At 65.8% G+C, this 19892-nt stretch carries 25 protein-coding genes; 18 read left to right on the forward strand and 7 right to left on the reverse strand.

Translation table 11 applies throughout. The annotated features are described in order from the left end of the window. The first annotated feature begins 55 nt into the window (after positions 1-55). The 10 genes from fsa to K3172_RS05985 all read left to right on the forward strand — a co-directional run bounded on the left by fsa (position 56) and on the right by K3172_RS05985 (position 9352). Positions 56-715: a fructose-6-phosphate aldolase gene (gene fsa / locus K3172_RS05940; RefSeq protein ID WP_221587874.1), complete on the forward strand. Its 660-nt coding sequence runs from the start codon at positions 56-58 to the stop codon at positions 713-715. A gap of 10 nt (positions 716-725) precedes the next feature. Then, positions 726-2549, forward strand: coding sequence for a cobaltochelatase subunit CobT (cobT, locus tag K3172_RS05945; protein WP_221587876.1), 1824 nt, complete (start codon positions 726-728; stop codon positions 2547-2549). Positions 2550-2622: 73 nt separating this feature from the next. Further along, positions 2623-3312, forward strand: a complete 690-nt coding sequence (locus K3172_RS05950) for a hypothetical protein (RefSeq protein ID WP_221587878.1) — start codon at positions 2623-2625, stop codon at positions 3310-3312. Then, a complete protein-coding gene (locus K3172_RS05955; protein WP_221587880.1) occupies positions 3312-3851 on the forward strand; it encodes a DUF2846 domain-containing protein in 540 nt (179 codons plus the stop codon). Before K3172_RS05950 ends, K3172_RS05955 begins: the two co-directional genes overlap by 1 nt. An 83-nt stretch (positions 3852-3934) precedes the next feature. After that, complete coding sequence (locus tag K3172_RS05960) at positions 3935-4615, forward strand: nitroreductase (protein WP_247717935.1); 681 nt, start codon at positions 3935-3937, stop codon at positions 4613-4615. A gap of 26 nt (positions 4616-4641) precedes the next feature. Further along, entirely contained in the window at positions 4642-6156 is a 1515-nt protein-coding gene (gene cysS, locus K3172_RS05965) for a cysteine--tRNA ligase (RefSeq protein WP_221587882.1), read from the forward strand. Between the two features lies 1 nt (position 6157). Next, positions 6158-6469 (forward strand): DUF559 domain-containing protein, encoded by a 312-nt coding sequence (locus tag K3172_RS05970; RefSeq protein ID WP_221587884.1) that lies wholly within the window; start codon positions 6158-6160, stop codon positions 6467-6469. After that, a complete protein-coding gene (locus K3172_RS05975; protein WP_221587886.1) occupies positions 6469-6933 on the forward strand; it encodes an RES family NAD+ phosphorylase in 465 nt (154 codons plus the stop codon). Before K3172_RS05970 ends, K3172_RS05975 begins: the two co-directional genes overlap by 1 nt. Beyond that, positions 6930-7868, forward strand: a complete 939-nt coding sequence (locus K3172_RS05980; protein WP_221587888.1) for a D-2-hydroxyacid dehydrogenase — start codon at positions 6930-6932, stop codon at positions 7866-7868. Before K3172_RS05975 ends, K3172_RS05980 begins: the two co-directional genes overlap by 4 nt. Positions 7869-7918: 50 nt before the next feature. Further along, entirely contained in the window at positions 7919-9352 is a 1434-nt protein-coding gene (locus K3172_RS05985) for an aldehyde dehydrogenase family protein (RefSeq protein WP_221587890.1), read from the forward strand. Here the strand turns inward: K3172_RS05985 and K3172_RS05990 are convergent. Both K3172_RS05990 and K3172_RS05995 read right to left on the reverse strand, forming a co-directional pair. Further along, on the reverse strand, positions 9349-9702 hold the full coding sequence (locus K3172_RS05990) for a hypothetical protein (protein ID WP_247717936.1): 354 nt from the start codon (positions 9700-9702) through the stop codon (positions 9349-9351). The genes K3172_RS05985 and K3172_RS05990 overlap by 4 nt on opposite strands. Beyond that, positions 9692-9904 (reverse strand): hypothetical protein, encoded by a 213-nt coding sequence (locus K3172_RS05995; protein WP_221587892.1) that lies wholly within the window; start codon positions 9902-9904, stop codon positions 9692-9694. The genes K3172_RS05990 and K3172_RS05995 overlap by 11 nt, the downstream gene beginning before the upstream one ends. A 110-nt stretch (positions 9905-10014) precedes the next feature. Between K3172_RS05995 and K3172_RS06000 the strand changes: the two genes are divergently transcribed. Next, entirely contained in the window at positions 10015-10713 is a 699-nt protein-coding gene (locus K3172_RS06000) for a LexA family transcriptional regulator (RefSeq protein WP_221587894.1), read from the forward strand. After that, a complete protein-coding gene (locus K3172_RS06005; RefSeq protein ID WP_221587896.1) occupies positions 10713-11039 on the forward strand; it encodes a YccS family putative transporter in 327 nt (108 codons plus the stop codon). The genes K3172_RS06000 and K3172_RS06005 overlap by 1 nt, the downstream gene beginning before the upstream one ends. 32 nt (positions 11040-11071) lie before the next feature. On the opposite strand, the gene K3172_RS06010 is transcribed toward K3172_RS06005, so the two are convergent. Further along, positions 11072-11728 (reverse strand): hypothetical protein, encoded by a 657-nt coding sequence (locus tag K3172_RS06010; RefSeq protein ID WP_221587898.1) that lies wholly within the window; start codon positions 11726-11728, stop codon positions 11072-11074. Positions 11729-11870: 142 nt separating this feature from the next. Between K3172_RS06010 and K3172_RS06015 the strand changes: the two genes are divergently transcribed. Further along, complete coding sequence (locus K3172_RS06015; protein ID WP_221589058.1) at positions 11871-12512, forward strand: MBL fold metallo-hydrolase; 642 nt, start codon at positions 11871-11873, stop codon at positions 12510-12512. Positions 12513-12733: 221 nt separating this feature from the next. Here the strand turns inward: K3172_RS06015 and K3172_RS06020 are convergent, their stop codons facing one another. Further along, positions 12734-13126: an MAPEG family protein gene (locus K3172_RS06020; RefSeq protein ID WP_221589060.1), complete on the reverse strand. Its 393-nt coding sequence runs from the start codon at positions 13124-13126 to the stop codon at positions 12734-12736. Between the two features lie 243 nt (positions 13127-13369). On the opposite strand from K3172_RS06020, the gene rpmF reads away from it, so the two are divergent. The 5 genes from rpmF to K3172_RS06045 all read left to right on the forward strand — a co-directional run bounded on the left by rpmF (position 13370) and on the right by K3172_RS06045 (position 16365). Further along, positions 13370-13549 (forward strand): 50S ribosomal protein L32, encoded by a 180-nt coding sequence (gene rpmF / locus K3172_RS06025; protein ID WP_221587900.1) that lies wholly within the window; start codon positions 13370-13372, stop codon positions 13547-13549. 27 nt (positions 13550-13576) lie between these two features. After that, the gene (plsX, locus tag K3172_RS06030) at positions 13577-14614 is read left to right on the forward strand and encodes a phosphate acyltransferase PlsX (RefSeq protein ID WP_221587902.1); all 1038 of its coding nucleotides are present in this window, start codon (positions 13577-13579) and stop codon (positions 14612-14614) included. Continuing rightward, positions 14611-15576 carry a beta-ketoacyl-ACP synthase III gene (locus K3172_RS06035; RefSeq protein WP_345725602.1) on the forward strand — a complete coding sequence of 322 codons (966 nt, stop codon included), beginning with the start codon at positions 14611-14613 and terminating at the stop codon, positions 15574-15576. Before plsX ends, K3172_RS06035 begins: the two co-directional genes overlap by 4 nt. A 107-nt stretch (positions 15577-15683) precedes the next feature. After that, positions 15684-15980: an integration host factor subunit alpha gene (locus K3172_RS06040; RefSeq protein WP_221589064.1), complete on the forward strand. Its 297-nt coding sequence runs from the start codon at positions 15684-15686 to the stop codon at positions 15978-15980. Between the two features lie 22 nt (positions 15981-16002). Next, entirely contained in the window at positions 16003-16365 is a 363-nt protein-coding gene (locus K3172_RS06045; RefSeq protein WP_221587904.1) for a MerR family transcriptional regulator, read from the forward strand. A gap of 3 nt (positions 16366-16368) precedes the next feature. Here K3172_RS06045 and chrA read toward each other — a convergent pair whose 3' ends face one another. The 3 genes from chrA to K3172_RS06060 form a co-directional block, all read right to left on the reverse strand. After that, positions 16369-17682, reverse strand: coding sequence for a chromate efflux transporter (gene chrA / locus K3172_RS06050; RefSeq protein WP_221587907.1), 1314 nt, complete (start codon positions 17680-17682; stop codon positions 16369-16371). A gap of 22 nt (positions 17683-17704) precedes the next feature. Beyond that, positions 17705-19078, reverse strand: coding sequence for a M24 family metallopeptidase (locus K3172_RS06055; RefSeq protein WP_247717937.1), 1374 nt, complete (start codon positions 19076-19078; stop codon positions 17705-17707). Positions 19079-19164: 86 nt separating this feature from the next. Continuing rightward, on the reverse strand, positions 19165-19869 hold the full coding sequence (locus K3172_RS06060) for a VIT1/CCC1 transporter family protein (RefSeq protein WP_345725603.1): 705 nt from the start codon (positions 19867-19869) through the stop codon (positions 19165-19167). Between the last annotated feature and the right edge of the window lie 23 nt (positions 19870-19892).

Here is a 19892-nt window from a genome sequence, read left to right on the forward strand (position 1 = left end):
GCCGCCACTGCATCGCTAAGGCATCCGGGAATCGCAAATCCCGGAGCGCGCACGCATGAAATTCTTCGTCGACACCGCCGAAATCGCCGACATCAAGGAACTGGCCGAGACTGGCCTGCTGGATGGCGTCACCACCAATCCCTCGCTGATCGCCAAGTCGGGCCGGGACTTCATGGAGGTGACGAAGGAAATCTGCGGCATCGTCGACGGGCCGGTCAGTGCCGAGGTGGTCGCGCTCGATCACGAAACGATGATGAAGGAAGCCGAGACGCTGCGGAAGATCGCGGACAATGTCTGCATCAAGGTGCCGCTGACGATCGACGGGCTCAAGACCTGCAAGAAGCTGCGCGCCGACGGCACGATGGTCAACGTCACGCTGTGCTTCTCCGCCAACCAGGCGCTGCTGGCGGCGAAGGCCGGGGCGAGCTTCATTTCGCCTTTCGTCGGCCGGCACGACGACAACGGTTTCGACGGGATGGCGCTGATCGAGGACATCCACCAGATCTACAGCAATTACGGTTTCGAGACCGAAATCCTCGTCGCCTCGATCCGCAACCCGGTCCATGTGCTCCAGAGTGCGCTGATCGGCGCGGACGTCGCCACCATGCCACCCGCCGTCATCAAGGGCCTCTTCAAGCATGTCCTGACCGACAAAGGCATCGAAGGTTTCGTCGCCGACTGGGCGAAGACCGGCCAGACGATCCCGACCGCCTGACGAGCAAAGCTTGGCCGACCAGACGCCCCTCGACCGTTTCAAGCAGGCGCTGACCGGCGCTTCGCGCGCACTCGCGCAGGAACCGGAGGTCGAGATCGCCTGGAGCGCCGATGCGCCGGCGCAGGCGGGCAAGAACTTCCGTGTGCCGCTGCCCGGCCGCAACCTGCCCAAGGAGCAGGCCACCGAGGCGCGCGGCTTTGCCGACAGCTTCGCGCTCAGGCTGCGGCACCATAACGAGGCGCTGCACAACAAGGGCGCTCCGCCGGAGCCGATCGCGCGCGCCTGCTACGACGCGATCGAGCGCGTGCGCTACGAGGCGATCGGCGCGAACCGCTTTGCCGGCATCCGCGAGAACCTCGGCTCGGCGGTCGAGATACGCACCAATGCCGATCCCATCGTGCGTGCCGACGAGGCGGGCGAGGTGCCCTTGCCGACCGCGCTGTCGCTGATGCTGCGCGAGGCACTGACCGGCGAGGCGATCCCCGAACGGGCGCGCGGCGCGGTGGACATGGTGCGTGAGGATATTCTCGCCAAGATCGGCACCGACATGGACGATCTCGCCGGCGTGCTCGACGACCAGACCGCCTTCCAGGACCTGACGCTCGACATGCTGCGGCATCTCGAACTGACGCTGCCGGACCAGCAGGACGCGACCTATGCCGAGGACGGCGAGGACGAGGAAGGCGAGAGCCCCGAGCAGGACGACGAGACCGACGAGGAAGACGAAGGCGGTGCCGAACCGCAGGCGAGCGATGCGCGCTCCGAAGTGACCGACGGCGAATCCGATGGCGAGGCTGGCGAGGAGGTCGAGGGCGAGCAGGAGATGGCCGACGGCGATCCTTCGGACGAGGAGGGCGAGGGCATGCAGCCCGTTCGCCCGAATCGCCCGTGGACCGAAATCCCCGACGGCTTCGACTACAAGCCCTATACCACGAGGTTCGACGAGGTCGTCGAGGCACCCGAGCTATGCGACAACGAGGAGCTCGACCGGCTGCGCGCCTATCTCGACAGCCAGCTGGCGGGCCTGCAAGGGATAGTCACGCGGCTCGCCAACCGGCTCCAGCGCCGCCTGATGGCGCAGCAAAGCCGCAGCTGGGATTTCGACCAGGAAGAAGGCCTGCTCGATGCGGCACGCCTCACCCGCGTGGTCGTCAGTCCCGGCCACGCACTCAGCTACAAGATCGAGCGCGATACCGAGTTCAAGGACACGGTCGTCACGCTGCTGATCGACAATTCGGGCTCGATGCGCGGGCGCCCGATCAGCATCGCCGCGATCAGCGCGGACATCCTCGCCCGCACGCTCGAACGCTGCGGCGTGAAGACCGAGATTCTCGGTTTCACCACGCGCGCGTGGAAGGGTGGGCAGAGCCGCGAGGCCTGGCTCGCTGATGGCCGCCCCGCCAACCCGGGGCGCCTCAACGATCTAAGGCACATCCTCTACAAGAAGGCGGACGAGCCCTGGCGCCGCGCGCGCCGCAACCTCGGCCTGATGATGCGCGAAGGGCTGCTGAAGGAAAACATCGACGGCGAGGCGCTGCTGTGGGCGCACGATCGCCTGCTGCGCCGCCCCGAGGACCGCCGCATCCTGATGGTCATTTCCGACGGCGCGCCGGTCGACGACAGCACATTGAGCGTCAATCAGGCGGGCTATCTGGAAAGCCACCTGCGCAAGGTGATCGACTGGATCGAAAAGCAGAGCCCGGTCCAGCTCGCCGCCATCGGCATCGGCCACGACGTCACGCGTTACTACAAACGTTCGGTGACGATCATGGATGTCGAACAGTTGGGCGGAACTATCATCGAACAATTGGCCGACCTGTTTGAGGTGGATTAGGGCTCGATACCGCTTGCACCCGAGACGAACCGTGGTATTTGGGCGACGGACAGGGAATTGGGGTAGCGCTTACATGAAAATTGCTGGATTCGGCCGGATGGCCGTCGCTGCTGCAGCGTTCTGCGGCATGGGATCGGCTGCGCTTGCGCAAGACGCGGCTGACACCGTGGATGCTACGGCCGAGGCGGTTGGTGTCGCGGTCGTGGAACCGGTCGCTCCAGCGCCGGCCGGTCGTGGGTCGGTCATTCCCAAGCTCACGCCGGTGTTCCTCGAACTGCTCGACGAGGTCAGCAGCGCGACGGCAACCACGGGCGATACCTTCCGCCTGAAGCTCGTCACCCCGATTGCCGTGGGTGACCGGGTGGTGGTGCAGGCCGGCGCGGAAGGCGTTGGCGAGGTCGTCCATGCGAAGAAGAAGGGCGGCAGCGGTGCCGGCGGCGAACTGTTGCTCGCGGCCCGCTACCTGACGCTGGCCGATGGCCGCCAACTGCCGCTGCGCAGCATGCAGATGATGGCGACCGGCAAGGATGAGGACGGCAAGGTCCAGGTGATGACCGGGCTCGTCGGCGCTTTCGGCATGCTGGTGAAGGGCAGGGACACGATCATCGCGCCGGGCCGCATGGCGCAGGCCAAGGTCAAGGAAGACTTCCCGGTCGAGGTGCCCGTCGCCCAACCGGCCCAGGAAGTCGCACAGGTTTCGGATTCGATCGGAGGGGGCATGATGGACGCGCCCGAAGGCGAGACACTTCAGGGAGTTGAATAATGCGCAAGTTCACGATTTTTGCCGCCGCACTGGCCGCGACGACCATGATTTCCGGCCCGGCTCAGGCGGCCGACAAGGTCGATGCCACCGAAATCGTCCTTCCGGCCCCGGCCGAAGACACCGGCCAGGTCGTCTTCTTTCGTCCCGCCGGCATGGGCGGCGCGGTGGCCTGCTCGATCCACGAGAACGACCAGAAGATCAGCTCGCTCGGCGGCGGTCGCTATTTCGTCCTCGAAACGACGCCCGGCCGTCACGAATACACCGTGAAGACCGAGAGCAAGGACTCGCTCGCGCTCGAAGTCGAATCGGGTGAACGCCAGTGGGTCGCGTGCAAGATCAAGATGGGCATCATCGTCGGCCGTCCCGACATTCGCCCTGCGACCGAGGACGAGTTCCGCTCGGCGAAGAAGTTCGCGATGGTCGACGATGACGACATGAACGCCGAACTGGGTGCCATGACCTCGGCCGCCGTCCAAGCCCGCCTCAACGGCGGTGCGGCAGTCGAAGCCGAGGTCGAGGCGGAAGCCGCCGCCGAGTAATTCTCGCGCGGACAATTCGCAAACACCGGCGCGCCGGGGCGGGAGTGCTTGCACTTCTTCCCCGGCGCGCTAGCGTTTCGGGCATGGGAATATCCGTCACCGAAGCAGTCTGCTCGCGCCGTTCCGTGCGCGCTTTCACCAGCCAGCCGGTCGAGCGCGAACGGCTCGCCCGGATTCTCGAGAAGGCGCAGCGATCGCCGTCTGGGGGAAACACGCAGCCGTGGCACGGCATCGTGCTGACCGGCGCGCCGATGCAACGCCTGTTCGACCGGATCGCGCAGGACCTGCCTAGGGGGCGCGAGGCCTTTGCGCCCGAATACCACGTCTATCCGCCCGATCTCGACGGCGCCTACGAACAGCGCCGCCGCGGCGTGGGCGAGGACATGTACGGCGCGCTCGAAATCTCCCGCGAGGAGAAGGGCAAGCGGCTGATGTGGTTCGCCAACAATTTCCGCGCCTTCGGGGCGCCGGTGCTGATGCTGGTCCACACGCCGAAATACATGGGCCCGCCGCAGTGGAGCGATATCGGCATGTGGCTGCAGACCATCGGCCTGCTGTGCCGCGAGGAAGGGCTCGACACCTGTTTCCAGGAGGCCTGGGCGGTGTACAGCCCGCAGATCCGCGAGGTGGTGGACATTCCGGACGACCACATCTTCTTCTGCGGCGTCGCCATCGGTTACCGCGACGAAGGCGCGCCGGTGAACAATTTCGAGGTGAAGCGCGCGCCGCTGGACGAAAGCGTGCGGTGGGAGGGTTGGCAGTAAGCCTGCGCCCACCTAATGCGCCACACATGACCGAAACGCCGCTCAAGCTGTTCAATTCGCTGACCCGCCAGCTGGAAGAGTTCCAGCCGATCCATGCAGGCGAGGCGCCAGACTTCGTTGCCGAAGCAAGAGTCTATTCCTGCGGGCCCACGGTCTACAACTACCAGCACATCGGCAATATGCGCGCCTATGTCTTCGCCGATACGCTGGGGCGCGTGCTGCAATGGAAGGGCTACAAGCTCACCCACGTCATCAACATCACCGATGTCGGCCACCTCACCTCGGATGCGGACGAGGGCGAGGACAAGATGGAAAAGATGGCTGCGCGCGAGAACAAGAGCGCGTGGGACATCGCGAAATTCTACCAGGAGGATTTCGAGCGCGACCTCGCGCGGCTGAACGTGCAGCCGAAACAGCACCCGCGCGCCACCGAATATGTCGAGGCGATGATCGCCTGGGGGCAGAAGATCGCCGACAAGCACTGCTACGAACTCGACAGCGGGCTCTATTTCGATGTTTCGACGGTGGACGACTACGGCCGCCTTGCGCGTGCCGTGACCGATGAGGGGGAAGGCCGGATCGACACGGTCGAAGGCAAGCGCAACGCCGCCGACTTCGCGATCTGGCGCAAGACCCCCGCGGGCGAGACGCGGCAGATGGAATGGGATAGCCCGTGGGGCAAGGGCGCGCCCGGCTGGCACCTCGAATGCTCGGTCATGGGCGAGGCGTTGTTGGGCTTCCCCTTCGACATCCATACCGGCGGGATCGACCACCGCGAGATCCACCACCCGAACGAGATCGCGCAGAACCAGGCCTACTGCTGCACAAATGGCTTGGACGACGCGCGCAATTCGGGCGCGCGCATATGGATGCACAACAACTTCCTCGTCGAGCGCAGCGGGAAGATGAGCAAGAGCGCGGGCGAATTCCTGCGCCTCCAACTGCTGGTCGATAAAGGCTACCACCCGCTCGCCTACCGCCTGATGTGCCTGCAGGCGCATTATCGCAGCGAGTTGGAGTTCAGCTGGGAAGGGTTGCAGGCGGCGACGACGCGGTTGAAGCGCATGGTGATGGGCTTGAGGCAGACGCAGGAGGCCCGGTTTGGACAAGCAGCCGGCGCCACCGTCCCGCCTCCGCCGACCCGGATCGATGCCCTGCGCGTGAAAATCACCCATCCGAAGCTGAGGCCTCTGCTGGACAAGTTCGAGGCCGCCATCCTTGACGATCTAAACACCTCCGTCGCGCTGACCGCCCTCGAAGAGGTGATTGCGACGAAAAAAGTGCCTGTCGATCAGAAGGCTGATCTGGCGCTGGGGATGCTGTGGCCTCTCGGCCTGATGGTTCTCACCCGCGAAGACCTCCGCATCCGCCCGGCGGACGCGCAGATCACCGAAGAGGAGATCGACGCCGAACTGCTCCGTCGCAAGGAAGCGCGGGCCGCAAAAGATTTTGCAACTTCGGACGCGATCCGCGAAAGTCTCGCGGCGAAGGGCGTCGAGGTGATGGACGGCGACCCGCTCGGATGGGAATGGAGACTGTAAGATGGCCGATGCGCAAACCCTCCTCTGGCAGCATTTGAAAGACGCGCCGCGGGGTTTGCAATTCGTACGGGACTACAAGGGCGACGGGTTCACCCTGCCGTTCTATTGCAAGGAAGCCCATCTCGCGGTCGAAATCGAGGCCGATCCCTTCAAGACCGCCAAGCACACGCTGCGCGACGCCTGGCAGGAACACCACCGCGTCGATATCATGCAGGTCCCGCCCAGCCACGTGCAGCAGAACGCCTCCGAGGTCGCCAACGCCATCCTCGACATCGCCGAACCGCGCCGCGAGAGGTTCGCGAAAGTCGACTGATGCGCCTCTGGCGTCGTACGCGGGCACCCTTCGTGGCGCTCGACGGTGCGGGACCGCAGCGCCACGGTGCGCGGTATTCGCCGCCCGGAAAACCGGTCGTGAACTTGGCGTCGGAAGCGGGCCTCGCAGTGCTGGTGGCGATGCGGTACCTGCCGGATGATCCGGTCGAGCGGCCCGATGATTTCGTGCTAGGCTGGACCGAGATCGACGCCGTGCCGGAGCGAATTGCGGAAGCCGGCACCGACGAAGCGGCCATTCGCGGGTGGGTCTCCGAATGGCTGGAATCGCGCCGATCTCTGCTTGCCGCCGTGACTTCGCGCGTCCTGCCCGAGGCCGACATCGTCCTGATGAACCCGCGCCACCTCTCCGCCGCGGTAGTTCCTCCCTTGACGACGCGCCCCTTCGACTTCGAAACATGCCTCCACCGTCCGCCCATGCTCGATACCTACCGGAGCTCCGAATGACCAAAGCCGTCCTTTCCGCCCTGATCCGCCCGCTCGTCGAGCCGCGCCTACCCGAGTGGGTCGAGCCCCACTGGTTCATGAGCAAGGAGCAGGCGCTCGAGATGGCGCCCGAGGCCGAGATCGGCTGGTTCGACCTCAATGAGAAGGAGCCGATGGTCGAGATCGCCAAGGCGGCGAGCAACCTCAAGTGGCTCAACTCGATCTATGCGGGCCTCGATTTCATGCCGCTTCAGCTGCTGAAGGAGCGCGGCGTGGTGGTGACCAATGGCGTCGGGATCAACGCCATCACCATCGCCGAATATGTCGTCATGCTGATGCTCGCGCATGCCAAGGGCTATCGCGACGTGGTGCGCGCGCAGGCGCGCAAGGAATGGCTGCTCGACAGCCCCGGCAAGCGCGAGCTGGCGGGCGAGCGCGTGCTGCTGCTCGGCCTCGGCGCCATCGGGCAACTGATCAAGACGCGGCTCGAAGCCTTCGACATGAAGGTCGTGCCCGTGCGCCGCTCGGGCGCGGACGGCGCGCTCAAGCCGGGCGAGTGGCGCGAACGGCTGAGCGATTTCGACTGGGTGGTGCTGGCGGTGCCTTCGACCGAGGAGACCCGCGGCATGATCGGCGCAATGGAGCTCGCGCGCATGCGGCCCAACGGCGTGCTGGTGAACATCGCGCGCGGCGACGTGGTCGAGCAGGACGCGCTGGTGGAGGCCCTGAAGGAAAAGAAGATCGAAGCCGCGCTGCTCGACGTGACCGATCCCGAACCGCTGCACGAGGATCATCCGCTGTGGGAGCTGGAGAACGCGCAGGTCACCATGCACCTGTCCGGTCGCGCGCAGACGAAGATGTTCCAGCGCAGCGCCGATCGTTTTATCGAAAACCTCGGTCGCTGGCATGCGGGCGAGCCGGTCGAACCGCGTCTCGACCTCGATCTGGGCTACTGACGGAACGCCTTGGCAGGCAGGCTCGTTCGTCTCCCTGAACAGGAGACACCATGCCCAGCCTCAAGGACGCTTATCCGCTCTACCTCAACAACGAAGCGCAGCAGCCGAACACCGATCTCGAGGTGATCGACAAATACACCGGCGATGTTGCCTTCCGCACCGCGCTCGCCGATCCGGAGATCATCGACGAGGCGATTGCCGGGGCGGCGCGCGCGACCGAGCCGATGGCCAGGCTCGCCAGCTACGAGCGCAAGGCCGTGCTCGATCATTGCGTGGCGCGCTTCGAGGAGCGGTTCGACGAACTCGCCTATTCGCTCTGTGTCGAGGCTGGCAAGCCGATCGGCGATAGCGAGGGCGAGGTCACGCGGCTCATCGACACCTTCCGCATCGCGGCGGAGGAATCGGTCCGGATGTATGGCGAGGCGATGCCGCTCGACATTTCGGAGCGCGCGCGGGGCTACCAGGCGATCTGGAAGCGCTATCCGGTGGGGCCGTGCAGCTTCATCTCGCCGTTCAATTTCCCGCTGAACCTCGCCGCCCACAAGATCGCGCCCGCCATCGCGGTCGGGTGCCCTTTCGTGCTGAAGCCGGCCAGCAAGACCCCGCTCGGCGCGCTGATCATCGGCGAGGTGCTGGCGGAGACCGACCTGCCCAAGGGTGCCTTTTCGATCCTCCCCGCCAGCCGCGACGGTGCCGACCTGTTCACTGTGGACGAACGGCTCAAGCTGCTCAGCTTCACCGGATCGGACGAGGTCGGCTGGGCGCTCAAGGCGAAGGCGGGCAAGAAGAAGGTCGTGCTCGAACTCGGCGGCAATGCGGCCTGCGTGATCGACCATGACGCCGACCTCGACGATGCGGTAGACCGCGTCATCACCGGCGCCTTCTACCAGTCGGGCCAGAGCTGCATCAGCGTCCAGCGGATCATCGTTCACGAAGCGGTCTACGAGGCCTTCCGCGACAAGCTGGTCGCCAAGGCGAAGGCGCTGAAAAGCGGCGATCCGAAGGACCGCGACACTTTCATCGGCCCGATGATCGACGACGACGAGGCCGAACGGGTCGAGACCTGGATCGCCGAAGCGGTCGAGCATGGCGCCACGATCCTGAGCGGTGGCACGCGCAAGGGCCGCATCGTCGAGGCCACCCTGCTCGAGAACGTCGACAAGGCGGCCAAGGTTGTCAACGAGGAGGTCTTCGGCCCCGTCGCGGTCCTGATGAAGTTCAGCGACTGGGACGAGGCCCTGGCCGAGGTCAACCGCAGCGAGTTCGGGCTTCAGGCTGGCATCTTCACCCGCGACCTGTTCAAGGTTCTCGATGCTTGGGACACGCTCGACGTCGGCGGGCTGATGGTCAACGAAATCCCCAGCTACCGGGTCGACTCCATGCCCTATGGCGGGGTGAAGAACTCCGGCCTCGGGCGCGAGGGCATCCGCTTCTCGATGGAGGACATGACCGAGATCCGGAACCTGGTGATCCGGCGCACCTAGGCGTCCTCCAGCAACAGCAGCTCGCACTGCACCACCATGCGGGGCGAGGGGAGCAGCCGCTGCTCGACCTCCACGACGGTGGCGTCGGCGACGAGCTGGCCCGGCAGCGCGAATTCGTGCTCTGGCAGTTCGGCCACGAAGTGCTCGCCGGCCTCCACGCCCTCCTCGCCAGCGAACAGCAGGGCGAGCGAATGGCGTGTGCCGGCAAAGGTGATGCTCGCCCAGCCCTTCTCGCTATGGGTGATGACCTGGGCGTGGTGCCCGCCGAGCGTGCCGAGCGCCTCGCGCAGGCGATCGGCGGTGGAGCGGCGAGGGCGCGGCTGTTTGGGCGGGGCGATTTCAACCGACATGGGCGGCCTCCCGCGCGGCACCGTCGCAGGCCGCTTCGAAACCGGCCATGAAGCCGCGAATGCGCTGTTCGGTCCGGTCGCGCGGCTCGCGGCCCAGCCGCAGGTCGAGCACGAATCGCGGATCATGCGCGGCGAGGCGACCGAATTTGGTCGCCGGCATCTCGTGCTGGCGCAGGAATTTCTCGACGGATCGGATCAGCATGTACGACTCCCAATTGGCTGAACTGATTGGCGAATCACTCGCCTTGTTCCTAATATGTTCCAACCGAAATCCTACTTGTCTAGGAAAAATCCTATGCTATAGGAAAAATCATGGAAAACATCTCACGAGACGAGCAGCACGCCCGCGGCAGGCTGCAGGACATGGCCCGCAAGCAGGGGGCGAGCCTGGCTGGCCTGTCGCGCCTGATCGGGCGCAATCCGGCCTATCTGCAGCAATATGTGACCCGCGGCAGCCCGCGCCATCTCGACGAGCCCGATCTCAGGAAGATTGCTGAATTCCTTGGTATTTCACCGCGCGTTATCGAGACTCGCCGGTTCGACGACACCCGGCTCGACGCGCCCACGCAGCGGCGTGCGGCGCTGGCCGAATACGCCCGGGCCGGGCTTGAGGACTGGGTCGAGGTCCAGCGCCTGCCGCTCGATGCCTCCGCCGGGCCGGGCGCGTTTTCGGCTGAGGAAATTTCTTTCGATTCGTTCCGCTTCAGCCGCCGCTGGCTGCGCGAGATGGGGCTGGAGGGGGCCGACCTCACCGCCATCCGCGTCGAGGGCGACAGCATGGAGCCGACCCTGCGCAGCGGCGACGAGATCTTCGTCGACCGCAACAAGCGCGCGGGCGAGGGCATCCATGTCGTGCGCATCGGCGACGCGCTTCACGTCAAGCAGGTGCAGGCGAGCGCGCCCGGTCGCATCACCCTGATCAGCGCCAACGACGCCTACGCCCCGATCGAACTCGCGCGCGGCGAAGTCGAGGTGATCGGGCGCGTCGTGTGGAAAGGGGGGCGGGTGTGATGCGTCGGCTCGCCGACTCTGCCCTCGGCAAGGCCATGCCGCGTAAGCGCAAACGGGGTCCGCTGGGCGGTGGCGGGATCGCCTTTGCAATCGCGACGCTCGTGCTCCCTATCTCGCTCGCACGTCTGCTGATTGGCGCGAGTTGGCCGCAGATCGGCATTGCCTACCTCGTCTGGCTCGCCGGAATTTTCATCCTGATCGGTGGGCTCGGCAAAAGGACCCGCAAGAACGAGGCTCTCGGTTTCACCATGATCTTCGCCATGTTCACCCTGTGGGCAGGCGTTCCGCTGGCGGCACTGGCGCTCCGTCTCCTCGGGCTCCCCTGACGCCGGAGCGCGGGCCGCCCGTCAGGCCCCTGCTAAACCTTCAGCTTGCTCACCCGCCTCAGTTCCGACCGCAGGCGCTCTTCGTCGAAGGCGTGCTGCATGAACTCGCCGCCGCGCTCCACCCAGAACAGGAAGAGGTGCGCCGACCACTGGTTGGGGTTGGGCTGCGTGCGCCCGTGGCGCAGGTCCATGCCGCGGTAGAGGATGGCATCGCCCGGCTGCATGTCGACCGACTGGTGCGGCTCGTCACCCCAGTCCTCGGTGTAGGGATCCTCGCCGGTGACCCGCTCGGTACCCATCTCGATCGGCCAGGGTTGGTTGTCGCTGTAATGGAGGGTGAGCGTCACGCTGTGCTCGCACGATGGCCGGTCCGAATGGACATGGCAGGTGTCGCCTGCGTGATAGATGCGGAAATGATCGTAGCTGGGCAGGAGATCGGCCCCGGTCAGCTCGCTCATGATCGGGGTCAGGCCCCACAGGAAGGTGGTCAGCGGGCGATAGAAGTGGCCCGAGATCTCGATCGTGGGCTTTTCGACCAGCGCATGCTTCTGCGCGAAGTTCTGGAAGCTCTTGCCCGAAGCCTCGAGGTCCAGCTTGATCTGCCTGAACAGCATGGACGCGAGTTCGGGCGGGATGAGCCCCCGCAACACCGCATAGCCGTCCGCCTTGTAGTCGCCTTCGATTCGCATGCCATCGGGATAGTGCAGTTTGCGCGAAGACCGAAACGGGCATTTCCCGGATTTCCCGAACTCCCTGTCCGGCGGCGGGCTTGTAATTGCGGCCGGGGCCAGCCACCTCATTCGCATGACCGACGCGCTCAAGATCCCCCCGATGAAGGCCGGCATCGTGCCGGTGACCCCGCTGCAGCAGAACTGTTCGCTGATCTGGTGCACCAAGACCAACAAGGGCGCGCTGATCGATCCGGGCGGCGACCTTGCGAAGCTGAAGGCCGCGGTGGCGAATTCGGGTGTGGAACTGGAGAAGATCCTCATCACCCACGGCCATATCGACCATTGCGGCGAAGCGGGCATCCTCGCCAAGGAGCTCGGCCTGCCGATCGAGGGGCCGCACGAAGCGGACCGGTTCTGGATCAGCCGCCTCGACGAGGACGGAGCGAAATACGGCGTCAACGGTCAGGTGTTCGAACCCGACCGCTGGCTGGAGGATGGCGACACGGTGAGCGTGGGCGAACTCGAGCTAGAGGTGATCCATTGCCCCGGCCACACGCCCGGCCATGTCGTATTCTTCCACCGGCCCAGCAAGTTCGCCATTGTCGGCGACGTGCTTTTCCAGGGGAGCATCGGCCGCACCGACTTCCCGATGGGCAACCATCAGGACCTGATCGACGCGATCACGCAGAAGCTGTGGCCGCTGGGCAATGACGTGACCTTCATCCCCGGCCACGGCCCGACCAGCACCTTCGGCCGCGAGCGCCAGACGAACGCCTTCGTGAGCGATTACGCGCTCAGCTGAGCCAACCGCACGGCGTTGCCGAAGGCCGGGCTCTCCACTTCGCGAGAATCGGCTTTCCTACACGCAGTCGCCGGAGGCACAGTGGATCTGGAGGTTGCTCCCCCCGGGGGGGGGGCAGGTCGCCCGTGTATCCGAGTGTCATTGGCCATGAAAGACAGGAAATTCAAAGTCTTGGCTGAGCGACAGGCGGGCGACACGGTGTCGCCCTTGTCGCCTGTCTGTCAGATCAGCCCGAGCGCGATGAGGGTCGCCGCCACGGCGAGGCCGAGCAGCGTTAGCATGGTGATCAGCACCCCGATCATGCGCGGCTTGGTCGGTCCTTCGCCGTCCATGCCGATCCCGTGCGCCACGCGGCCGAGCATGTAGACGCCGACCACCCAGGCGAGCCAGGGATTGCCCTTGCCCGACAATTCGATCGCCGCCACGAGGATCAGGACGAACGGGGTGTTCTCGACGAAATTGAGCTGCGCGCGCATGCGGCGGGTCAGCGGACCGCCGCCGTCGTCGCCGTGGATCGTCTTGGTCGCCCCCCGCATCTGGCCGACCCGCACCGCCAGCCACAGGTTGATCAGCGCAGCCGCCGCTGCCGCGGTCAGTGTCACCGGTAGAAAGATACCCACGCGTTCCCTCCTCGAATTATCGTTCTCGACCCGTCATCGTGCTACGGCGTGCCAGAACCCAGGGCAATGCACTTGGCATCCGCAGACGGCTTGCATCCCCCGCCAAATTCGCTATAGCGCGCGCCTTCACCGCACCTGTCGGGATGTTTCGGGTTCACGCACACTTGTGCGATGCCGGACCTTCCCCTAGGGCGGCCACCGAAATTGACTGAATTTGTTTGAGGAAAAGGTGCCGCCATGGCCGTCCCCAAGAGGAAAGTATCGCCCCACCGCCGCGGCAACCGCCGTTCGCATGATTCGCTCAAGGTCGAGGCTCATCACGAGTGCTCGAACTGCGGCGAACTGAAGCGCCCGCACAACCTGTGCCCGCACTGCGGCCACTACAACGGACGCGAAATCATCGCCGTCGGTCTCTAAGACCGCGCTGAAGAACCGGAGACGCACATGAGCCTGCCGCGTATCGCTGTCGATGCGATGGGCGGAGATGAAGGCGTGCGCGTTATGATCGAGGGCGCGGCGCTGGCCCGCCGCCGTCACGACAAGTTCAAATTCCTGCTGGTTGGCGACGAGACGCGCATCAAGGCCGCTCTCGCCGACCATCCGGGGATGACCGGAGCCTCCGAAATCCTCCATTGCGAGGATGTGATCGCAGGCGACGAGAAGCCGTCGAAGGCGCTCCGTCGTGCCAAGACCACCAGCATGGGCCTCGCCGTCGACGCGGTGAAGCGCGGCGAGGCGGGCGCGGCCGTATCCGCCGGCAACACCGGCGCGCTGATGGCCATCTCCAAGCTTGCCCTGCGCACCATGCCGGGGCTCGACCGGCCGGCGCTCGCAGCCTTGCTGCCGACGCTAGGCGAAAATGACGTCATCATGCTCGACCTCGGCGCGAACCGCGAATGCGATGCGCGCAACCTGGTCCAGTTCGCGATCATGGGCGCGGCCTATTCGCGCATCGTGACCGGCAATGCGCGGCCCCGTACGCGTCTGCTCAACATCGGCACGGAAGAAACCAAGGGCACCGAAGACATCCAGAACGCCGCCGAGATCCTGCGCGCCGCGACCAGCCTCGAAATGCAGTTCGAAGGCTATGTCGAAGCGGACAAGATCAACCGCGGCGATTGCGATGTCGTGGTGTGCGACGGCTTCTCGGGCAATATCGCGCTGAAGGCGATCGAAGGCACCGCACGCTTCGTCACCGACCTGCTGCGCCGCGCCTTTACCAGTTCGATCCGCTCGAAGGTCGGCTTCCTCGTTTCGCGCCCGGCGACCGAACTGCTCAAGCACCACCTCGACCCCAACAACCACAATGGCGCGGTCTTCCTCGGCCTCAACGGCGTGGTCGTGAAGAGCCACGGCAGCGCCGATGCCAAGGGCGTCGCCAATGCGGTGGAAGTCGCCGCCCGCCTGCTGGAGGACGATATCCTCAACCGCATCAAGCACGATCTCGGCGAAGTCGGTACCGAAGGGCTGGCGGCCAAGTGATCCGCTCGGTCATCCGCGGCACCGGCTCGGCCCTGCCCGCGCAATGCGTGACCAATGCCGAACTGGCGAGCCGCGTCGATACCTCGGACGAATGGATCGTCGAGCGCACCGGCATCCGCCAGCGCTACATCGCGGGCGAGGGGGAGACGACCTCCACCCTCGCGACGGCGGCTGCGCGCGCTGCACTGGACGCGGCGGGAATCGATGCGCGCGAGATCGGGCTGATCATCCTCGCCACCGCGACGCCCGACCACACCTTTCCCGCCACCGCGACCCAGGTCCAGGCCGCGCTCGGCTGCAATGGCGGCATCGCCTTCGATGTCCATGCCGTCTGCTCGGGCTTCCTGTACGCGCTCACGACCGCCGACTCGATGTTGCGCACCGGCCTTGCCAGCAAGGCGCTGGTGATCGGCGCGGAAACCTTCAGCCGCATTCTCGACTGGGAAGACCGCACCACCTGCGTGCTCTTCGGCGATGGTGCGGGCGCCGTCGTCCTCGAAGCGCAGGACGTTGTCGAGGATGGCCCCGGTATCATCGCCAGTCGCCTACATGCCGACGGCGCGCACAAGGACATGCTCTACGTCGACGGCGGTCCCTCGACTACTGGCACGGTCGGCCATCTGCGCATGCGTGGGCGCGAGGTGTTCCGCCACGCGGTGGTGAACCTCGCCGATGTGCTCAAGGAAGTCCTCGAAGCGGCAGCGGTCACGGCGGCGGATATCGACTGGGTGGTGCCGCACCAGGCGAACGCCCGCATCCTCGATGCGACCGCCCGCAAGCTCGACCTTCCGGCGGAAAAGGTCGTGGTGACGGTGGACCGCCATGCCAATACCTCGGCCGCTTCGGTGCCGCTCGCCTTCGACGCCGCAATGCGCGACGGGCGCATCAAACCGGGTGACCTCGTGATGTTCGAAGCCATGGGTGGCGGCTTCACCTGGGGCGCATCGCTCGCGCGCATATAACATTTGGTCGAAAACTTGTTTGCGTGGATTGCGATTCCCGCGACAAACCATTAGTTTGCTTCAAGAACTTCACTCAGGGTCGCGTCTGGGGGAAGATGATGGACACTATGCGCACAATCGGAACACTTACCCGGGCGGATCTCGCCGAAACGATCAATCGTAAGATGGGTCTTTCGCGCGCCGAGTCGCTCGACATGGTCGAGGCGATTCTCGAGAAGATGAGCGACGCGCTCGAAAAGGGCGAAAACGTCAAGATTTCCGGCTTCGGCAGCTTCGTGCTGCGCGACAAGAAGGAACGCGTCGGCCGCAACCCCAAGACCGGGGTCGAGGTGCCGATCACGCCGCGCCGCGTGATGACCTTCCGCGCCAGCCAACTGCTGAAGGAGCGGATCGCGAACGGCTGACGCCGGGCAAGGGAAGGGTCGCATGGCACAATTCGACGACGGCAAGGAAGCGGGCGCGCTGCGCACCATCGGCGAAGTCGCCAAGGCGACCGGCATCAAGCCGCATGTGCTGCGTTACTGGGAGCAGCAGTTCCCCATGCTGAAGCCGCTAACCCGCAGCGGCGGCAGGCGCTACTACCGGCCTGAGGACGTCGCACTTGTCGAACGGATCGACCGGCTGGTGAACCGCGAAGGCTACACGCTCAAGGGCGCCAGGGCGGCGCTGCGCGAAGTTCCCGACCAGCAGGCAACGGCGCAGACACCTGCGGTGCCAGACGCGCCGGGCAACATCCTGCCGCGCCTCAAGGCCATTCGCGACGATCTCAGGCGCGCGCTTGCGGCCTAGGGCCTAACCGGCCAGCGACACAAGCAATCCGCCCAGCGCGCACAATCCCAGCACGCGCAGGACGCTCCAGTTCAGGGCGAAGGTCAGCACTAATGCCGTTGCCGCAAGCACGGCAGCGCGCCAGTCGAAGCTTGCCCATTCGGGAAGGTAGGACCGCAGCGGACCCGCCCTGCTTTCCGTCACTTCGGCAAAGATCACATGCAGCGCGAACCATGCGGTCAGGTTGGCGATCACCCCGACGACGGCGGCCGTCACCCCGGCGAGGGCCCCTCTCAGGCGGTCCGCATGTGCGAGCCGGTCGATCCATGGCGCGAAGGCGAAAATCCAAAGGAAGCACGGCGCGAAGGTGACCCAGGTGGTAAGGCCTGCGCCGATCATCCCCGCCACGAAGGGCGTGAACGGTTCGGGCGCGCGGAAGGCCGCGAGATAGCCCACGAACTGAGTCACGAGGATCAGCGGCCCGGGCGTGGTTTCGGCAAGGCCGAGCCCGTCGGCCATCTCGCCCGGGCGGAGCCAGCCAAAGCCCTGGACTGCCTCCTGCGCCATGTAGGCGAGCACGGCATAAGCTCCGCCGAAGGTGACGACCGCCAGCTTGGAGAAGAACACGCCGATGTCCCACAGCACGTGTTCGCGGCCCAGCGTGGCGGCGACCGCGAGCAGCGGCAGGGCCCAGATTGCGCCCCAGACGATTATCGAGCGCAGGATTGCCGCCCATGGCCCCGGACCCGCGACGGGCGCCCCGGCCCCCGGCTGGAGCGCGAGCCAGCCCGGACTCCGCATCGCTGCCGCAGCGCCAAGCACGCCCGCACCGAGCACGATCAGCGGAAAGGGCAGGTCGAAAAGGAACAATGCCATGAAGGCCGCGATGGCCAGCGCTCGCTTGAAGCCCGTCTGCAGCGCTCGCCGCGAAATTCGCAGCAGCGCCTCCACGACGATTGCCAGAACCGCCGCCTTGATGCCCAGGAACAGCGCGTTGAACCACGCAAGATCGGCCGCGACCGCATAAAGCGCCGAGAGCGCGAAGACTACCAACGCGCCCGGCAGGATGAACAGCATGCCCGCAGCCAGGCCGCCGCGCCAGCCATGCAGGCGCCATCCGATCCATGTGGCGAGTTGCTGCGCTTCGGGACCGGGAAGCAGGTTGCAGAAATTGAGGCCGTGGAGGAAATCCTCCTCGCTGACCCAGTCCCGCTCTTCCACCAGTTCGCGGTGCATCAGCGCAATCTGTCCGGCTGGCCCGCCGAAACTGAGCAGGCCGATCCGGGCGAAGACAGGGAGGCTGTCGCCAAGCAGGCGGGGAGGTGCATCATCGTCCATCGTCACCTCGCCGGTCAGCGGTCTAGTCGGACGGGATTAGCGTCAGCTCGGTCTGCCGTCCATCGAGGAAGCGGACGGTTTCGCCGTCGAAATACGCGTCCTCCTCGCTGCGGAAGTCGACCTTCTGGCCGCCCCACTCCGGCACCGGCTTGTAGCTCGTCAGCTCGATCGACCATGTCGTGTTCGCGCGCACGCGGTATTCGCCGCGCGGATCGGCATTCTGGTTGTCCCAGAAGCCGACGGCAGAGCCTGCGCCGTGGCCGTGGAAGCCGATGGGGTGCGAATAGATCGAGGGCTCGAGGCCCTCGGCGATCGCTGCGGCACGCGCGCGGGCGAGGATTTCATTGCCCGAGAGGCCCGTCTCGAATGCCGCGATCAAGTGATCCTGCACGCGATTGGTGGCGGCGAGCCCGGCGCGCAGGCCAGCGGGCGCCTCGGTCTCGCCCGGCTTGAGCACATAGGCGAGGTGCTGCGTATCGGTGTTGAGCCGCAGGTATGTGATGCCGAAATCGGTCCACAGCAAATCGCCGGGCTCGATCACCGTGTCATCGCGCAGCATGCCCTCGACGCCCTGCCGCTGGATGCCGACCGAGGGATGGAACCACGGCGTCAGCCCGAGCGACGCCAGCGTCTCGCGATACCACCACTGCACGTCCACCGCCGTGGTCACCCCCGGCGTGATGACCTCGCGCGAGAAGGCGCGCTCGATGATCGAATGCGCGACGCGCACGATACCGGGGTAGATCTCCAGCTCGGCAGGCGTGCGGCTCTCGAGCCAGCGCAATGCGAGCGTCTCGCCCGAGACGATGCGATCGCGATAGGGCTCGGGCAGGGCGGCGGTCATCAGGCGGTACTGGCTGAGCGTCATGCCGTCACCGAAGGCGGTGAGGTCGGAGAAATTGATCGCGATCTTCGCCGGATCGCGCTCGGCGATCAGATCCGCCACGGCCTGCCACTGGTCGGGTTGCTGCGCCGGCTCCCAGCTGGCCGCGAACAGATCGCCCAGGCCATAGCGGCTGACCGTCAGGCGCTCGACCGGCTGGCCATTGCCCGGATCGTGGAACACGAGGATCGTGCGCCGCCGCGCGCTCATGCTTTCCGCATCGAGCATGGTGGCGATTACCGGCTCCTCGAAATATTCGCGCGCCATCAGGACCCACATGTCGATGCCCTGCTCGCGCATGATCTGCGGCACCACGGTTTCGAGCCGCTCGGCAAGGATGCGGTCGATCACCTGCGCCCGTTCGCGCATCGGCAAGATCGAGGGCATTTCGGGATGGGTGAGTTCGGTGTCCGTCATGGGGACGATCGGCGGTTCGATCGTGCCCGCCGCAACGGGAGCGGTGTGTGCGATCAGCGCTAACGCGATCGACGAAGAGCACAGGAATTTCCGCATCGTTTCTCCATCCGAATTGCCCGGGTTTGCAAGCTCAGTACCCACTGGCGGCCCGCGCGAACAGGGGCTTGCCTCGGACGCCGCCTTCAGGCCACCGCCGCGCCGAACAATTTGCCGACGAGGGCGGTCACGACCATCGCCATCGCACCCCAGAAAACCACCCGCACGATCGATGGGACCAGCGGTGCGCCGCCCGCCTTCGCGCCAAGGGCGCCGAGCACGGCGAGGCATATGAGAGACGCTGCAGCCACCGCGAAGACCATGCTCGACAGCGGCGCCAGCGGCACCACCAGCAGGGGCGCGGCGGCGCCGGCCGTGAAGGTCAGGGCCGAAGCCACCGCAGCCTGGAGCGGGCGCGCCGTGCTGGCTTCCGAGATGCCGAGCTCGTCCCGCGCATGGGCGCCGAGTGCATCATGCGCCATCATCTGCCGTGCCACTTCGCTGGCGGTCGCGGCATCGACGCCGCGTGCCTCGTAGACCGCCGCGAGTTCTGCGTGCTCGAATTCGGCGTCGCTCGCCAATTCTGCGGTTTCGCGGGCAAGGTCCGCCTTTTCCGTATCCGCCTGCGAACTGACCGAGACATACTCGCCCGCTGCCATCGACATCGCACCGGCGAAGAGCGAGGCCATTCCCGCGACCAGGATTTCGCTGCGCCCGGCACTGGCTGCCGCCACCCCGACGATCAGGCTGGCGGTCGAGACGATGCCGTCGTTGGCCCCCATCACGGCGGCGCGGAGCCAGCCGATGCGCGATGTCGCATGGCTCTCCGTATGTGTCTTCAGTCTCGTCACGAACCTGTCCTCCCTCGATGCAG

This window comes from Qipengyuania proteolytica (assembly GCF_019711565.1).
Classification (GTDB): Bacteria; Pseudomonadota; Alphaproteobacteria; order Sphingomonadales; family Sphingomonadaceae; genus Qipengyuania; species Qipengyuania proteolytica.

Excerpts from the sequence above, each read along its gene's own strand:
- K3172_RS05990 (WP_247717936.1), bottom strand. The coding sequence starts at position 9,702 with ATGTCGGTTGAAATCGCCCCGCCCAAACAGCCGCGCCCTCGCCGCTCC.
- chrA (WP_221587907.1), bottom strand. The coding sequence starts at position 17,682 with ATGGACGATGATGCACCTCCCCGCCTGCTTGGCGACAGCCTCCCTGTC.
- K3172_RS06015 (WP_221589058.1), top strand. The coding sequence starts at position 11,871 with ATGAAGGCCGGCATCGTGCCGGTGACCCCGCTGCAGCAGAACTGTTCG.
- K3172_RS06000 (WP_221587894.1), top strand. The coding sequence starts at position 10,015 with ATGGAAAACATCTCACGAGACGAGCAGCACGCCCGCGGCAGGCTGCAG.
- K3172_RS06005 (WP_221587896.1), top strand. The coding sequence starts at position 10,713 with ATGCGTCGGCTCGCCGACTCTGCCCTCGGCAAGGCCATGCCGCGTAAG.
- K3172_RS06010 (WP_221587898.1), bottom strand. The coding sequence starts at position 11,728 with ATGCGAATCGAAGGCGACTACAAGGCGGACGGCTATGCGGTGTTGCGG.
- K3172_RS05975 (WP_221587886.1), top strand. The coding sequence starts at position 6,469 with ATGCGCCTCTGGCGTCGTACGCGGGCACCCTTCGTGGCGCTCGACGGT.
- rpmF (WP_221587900.1), top strand. The coding sequence starts at position 13,370 with ATGGCCGTCCCCAAGAGGAAAGTATCGCCCCACCGCCGCGGCAACCGC.
- K3172_RS05995 (WP_221587892.1), bottom strand. The coding sequence starts at position 9,904 with ATGCTGATCCGATCCGTCGAGAAATTCCTGCGCCAGCACGAGATGCCG.
- K3172_RS06055 (WP_247717937.1), bottom strand. The coding sequence starts at position 19,078 with ATGCGGAAATTCCTGTGCTCTTCGTCGATCGCGTTAGCGCTGATCGCA.
- K3172_RS05960 (WP_247717935.1), top strand. The coding sequence starts at position 3,935 with ATGGGAATATCCGTCACCGAAGCAGTCTGCTCGCGCCGTTCCGTGCGC.
- K3172_RS05970 (WP_221587884.1), top strand. The coding sequence starts at position 6,158 with ATGGCCGATGCGCAAACCCTCCTCTGGCAGCATTTGAAAGACGCGCCG.
- cysS (WP_221587882.1), top strand. The coding sequence starts at position 4,642 with ATGACCGAAACGCCGCTCAAGCTGTTCAATTCGCTGACCCGCCAGCTG.
- K3172_RS06045 (WP_221587904.1), top strand. The coding sequence starts at position 16,003 with ATGGCACAATTCGACGACGGCAAGGAAGCGGGCGCGCTGCGCACCATC.
- K3172_RS05985 (WP_221587890.1), top strand. The coding sequence starts at position 7,919 with ATGCCCAGCCTCAAGGACGCTTATCCGCTCTACCTCAACAACGAAGCG.
- fsa (WP_221587874.1), top strand. The coding sequence starts at position 56 with ATGAAATTCTTCGTCGACACCGCCGAAATCGCCGACATCAAGGAACTG.
- K3172_RS06040 (WP_221589064.1), top strand. The coding sequence starts at position 15,684 with ATGCGCACAATCGGAACACTTACCCGGGCGGATCTCGCCGAAACGATC.
- K3172_RS05950 (WP_221587878.1), top strand. The coding sequence starts at position 2,623 with ATGAAAATTGCTGGATTCGGCCGGATGGCCGTCGCTGCTGCAGCGTTC.
- K3172_RS05980 (WP_221587888.1), top strand. The coding sequence starts at position 6,930 with ATGACCAAAGCCGTCCTTTCCGCCCTGATCCGCCCGCTCGTCGAGCCG.
- K3172_RS05955 (WP_221587880.1), top strand. The coding sequence starts at position 3,312 with ATGCGCAAGTTCACGATTTTTGCCGCCGCACTGGCCGCGACGACCATG.
- plsX (WP_221587902.1), top strand. The coding sequence starts at position 13,577 with ATGAGCCTGCCGCGTATCGCTGTCGATGCGATGGGCGGAGATGAAGGC.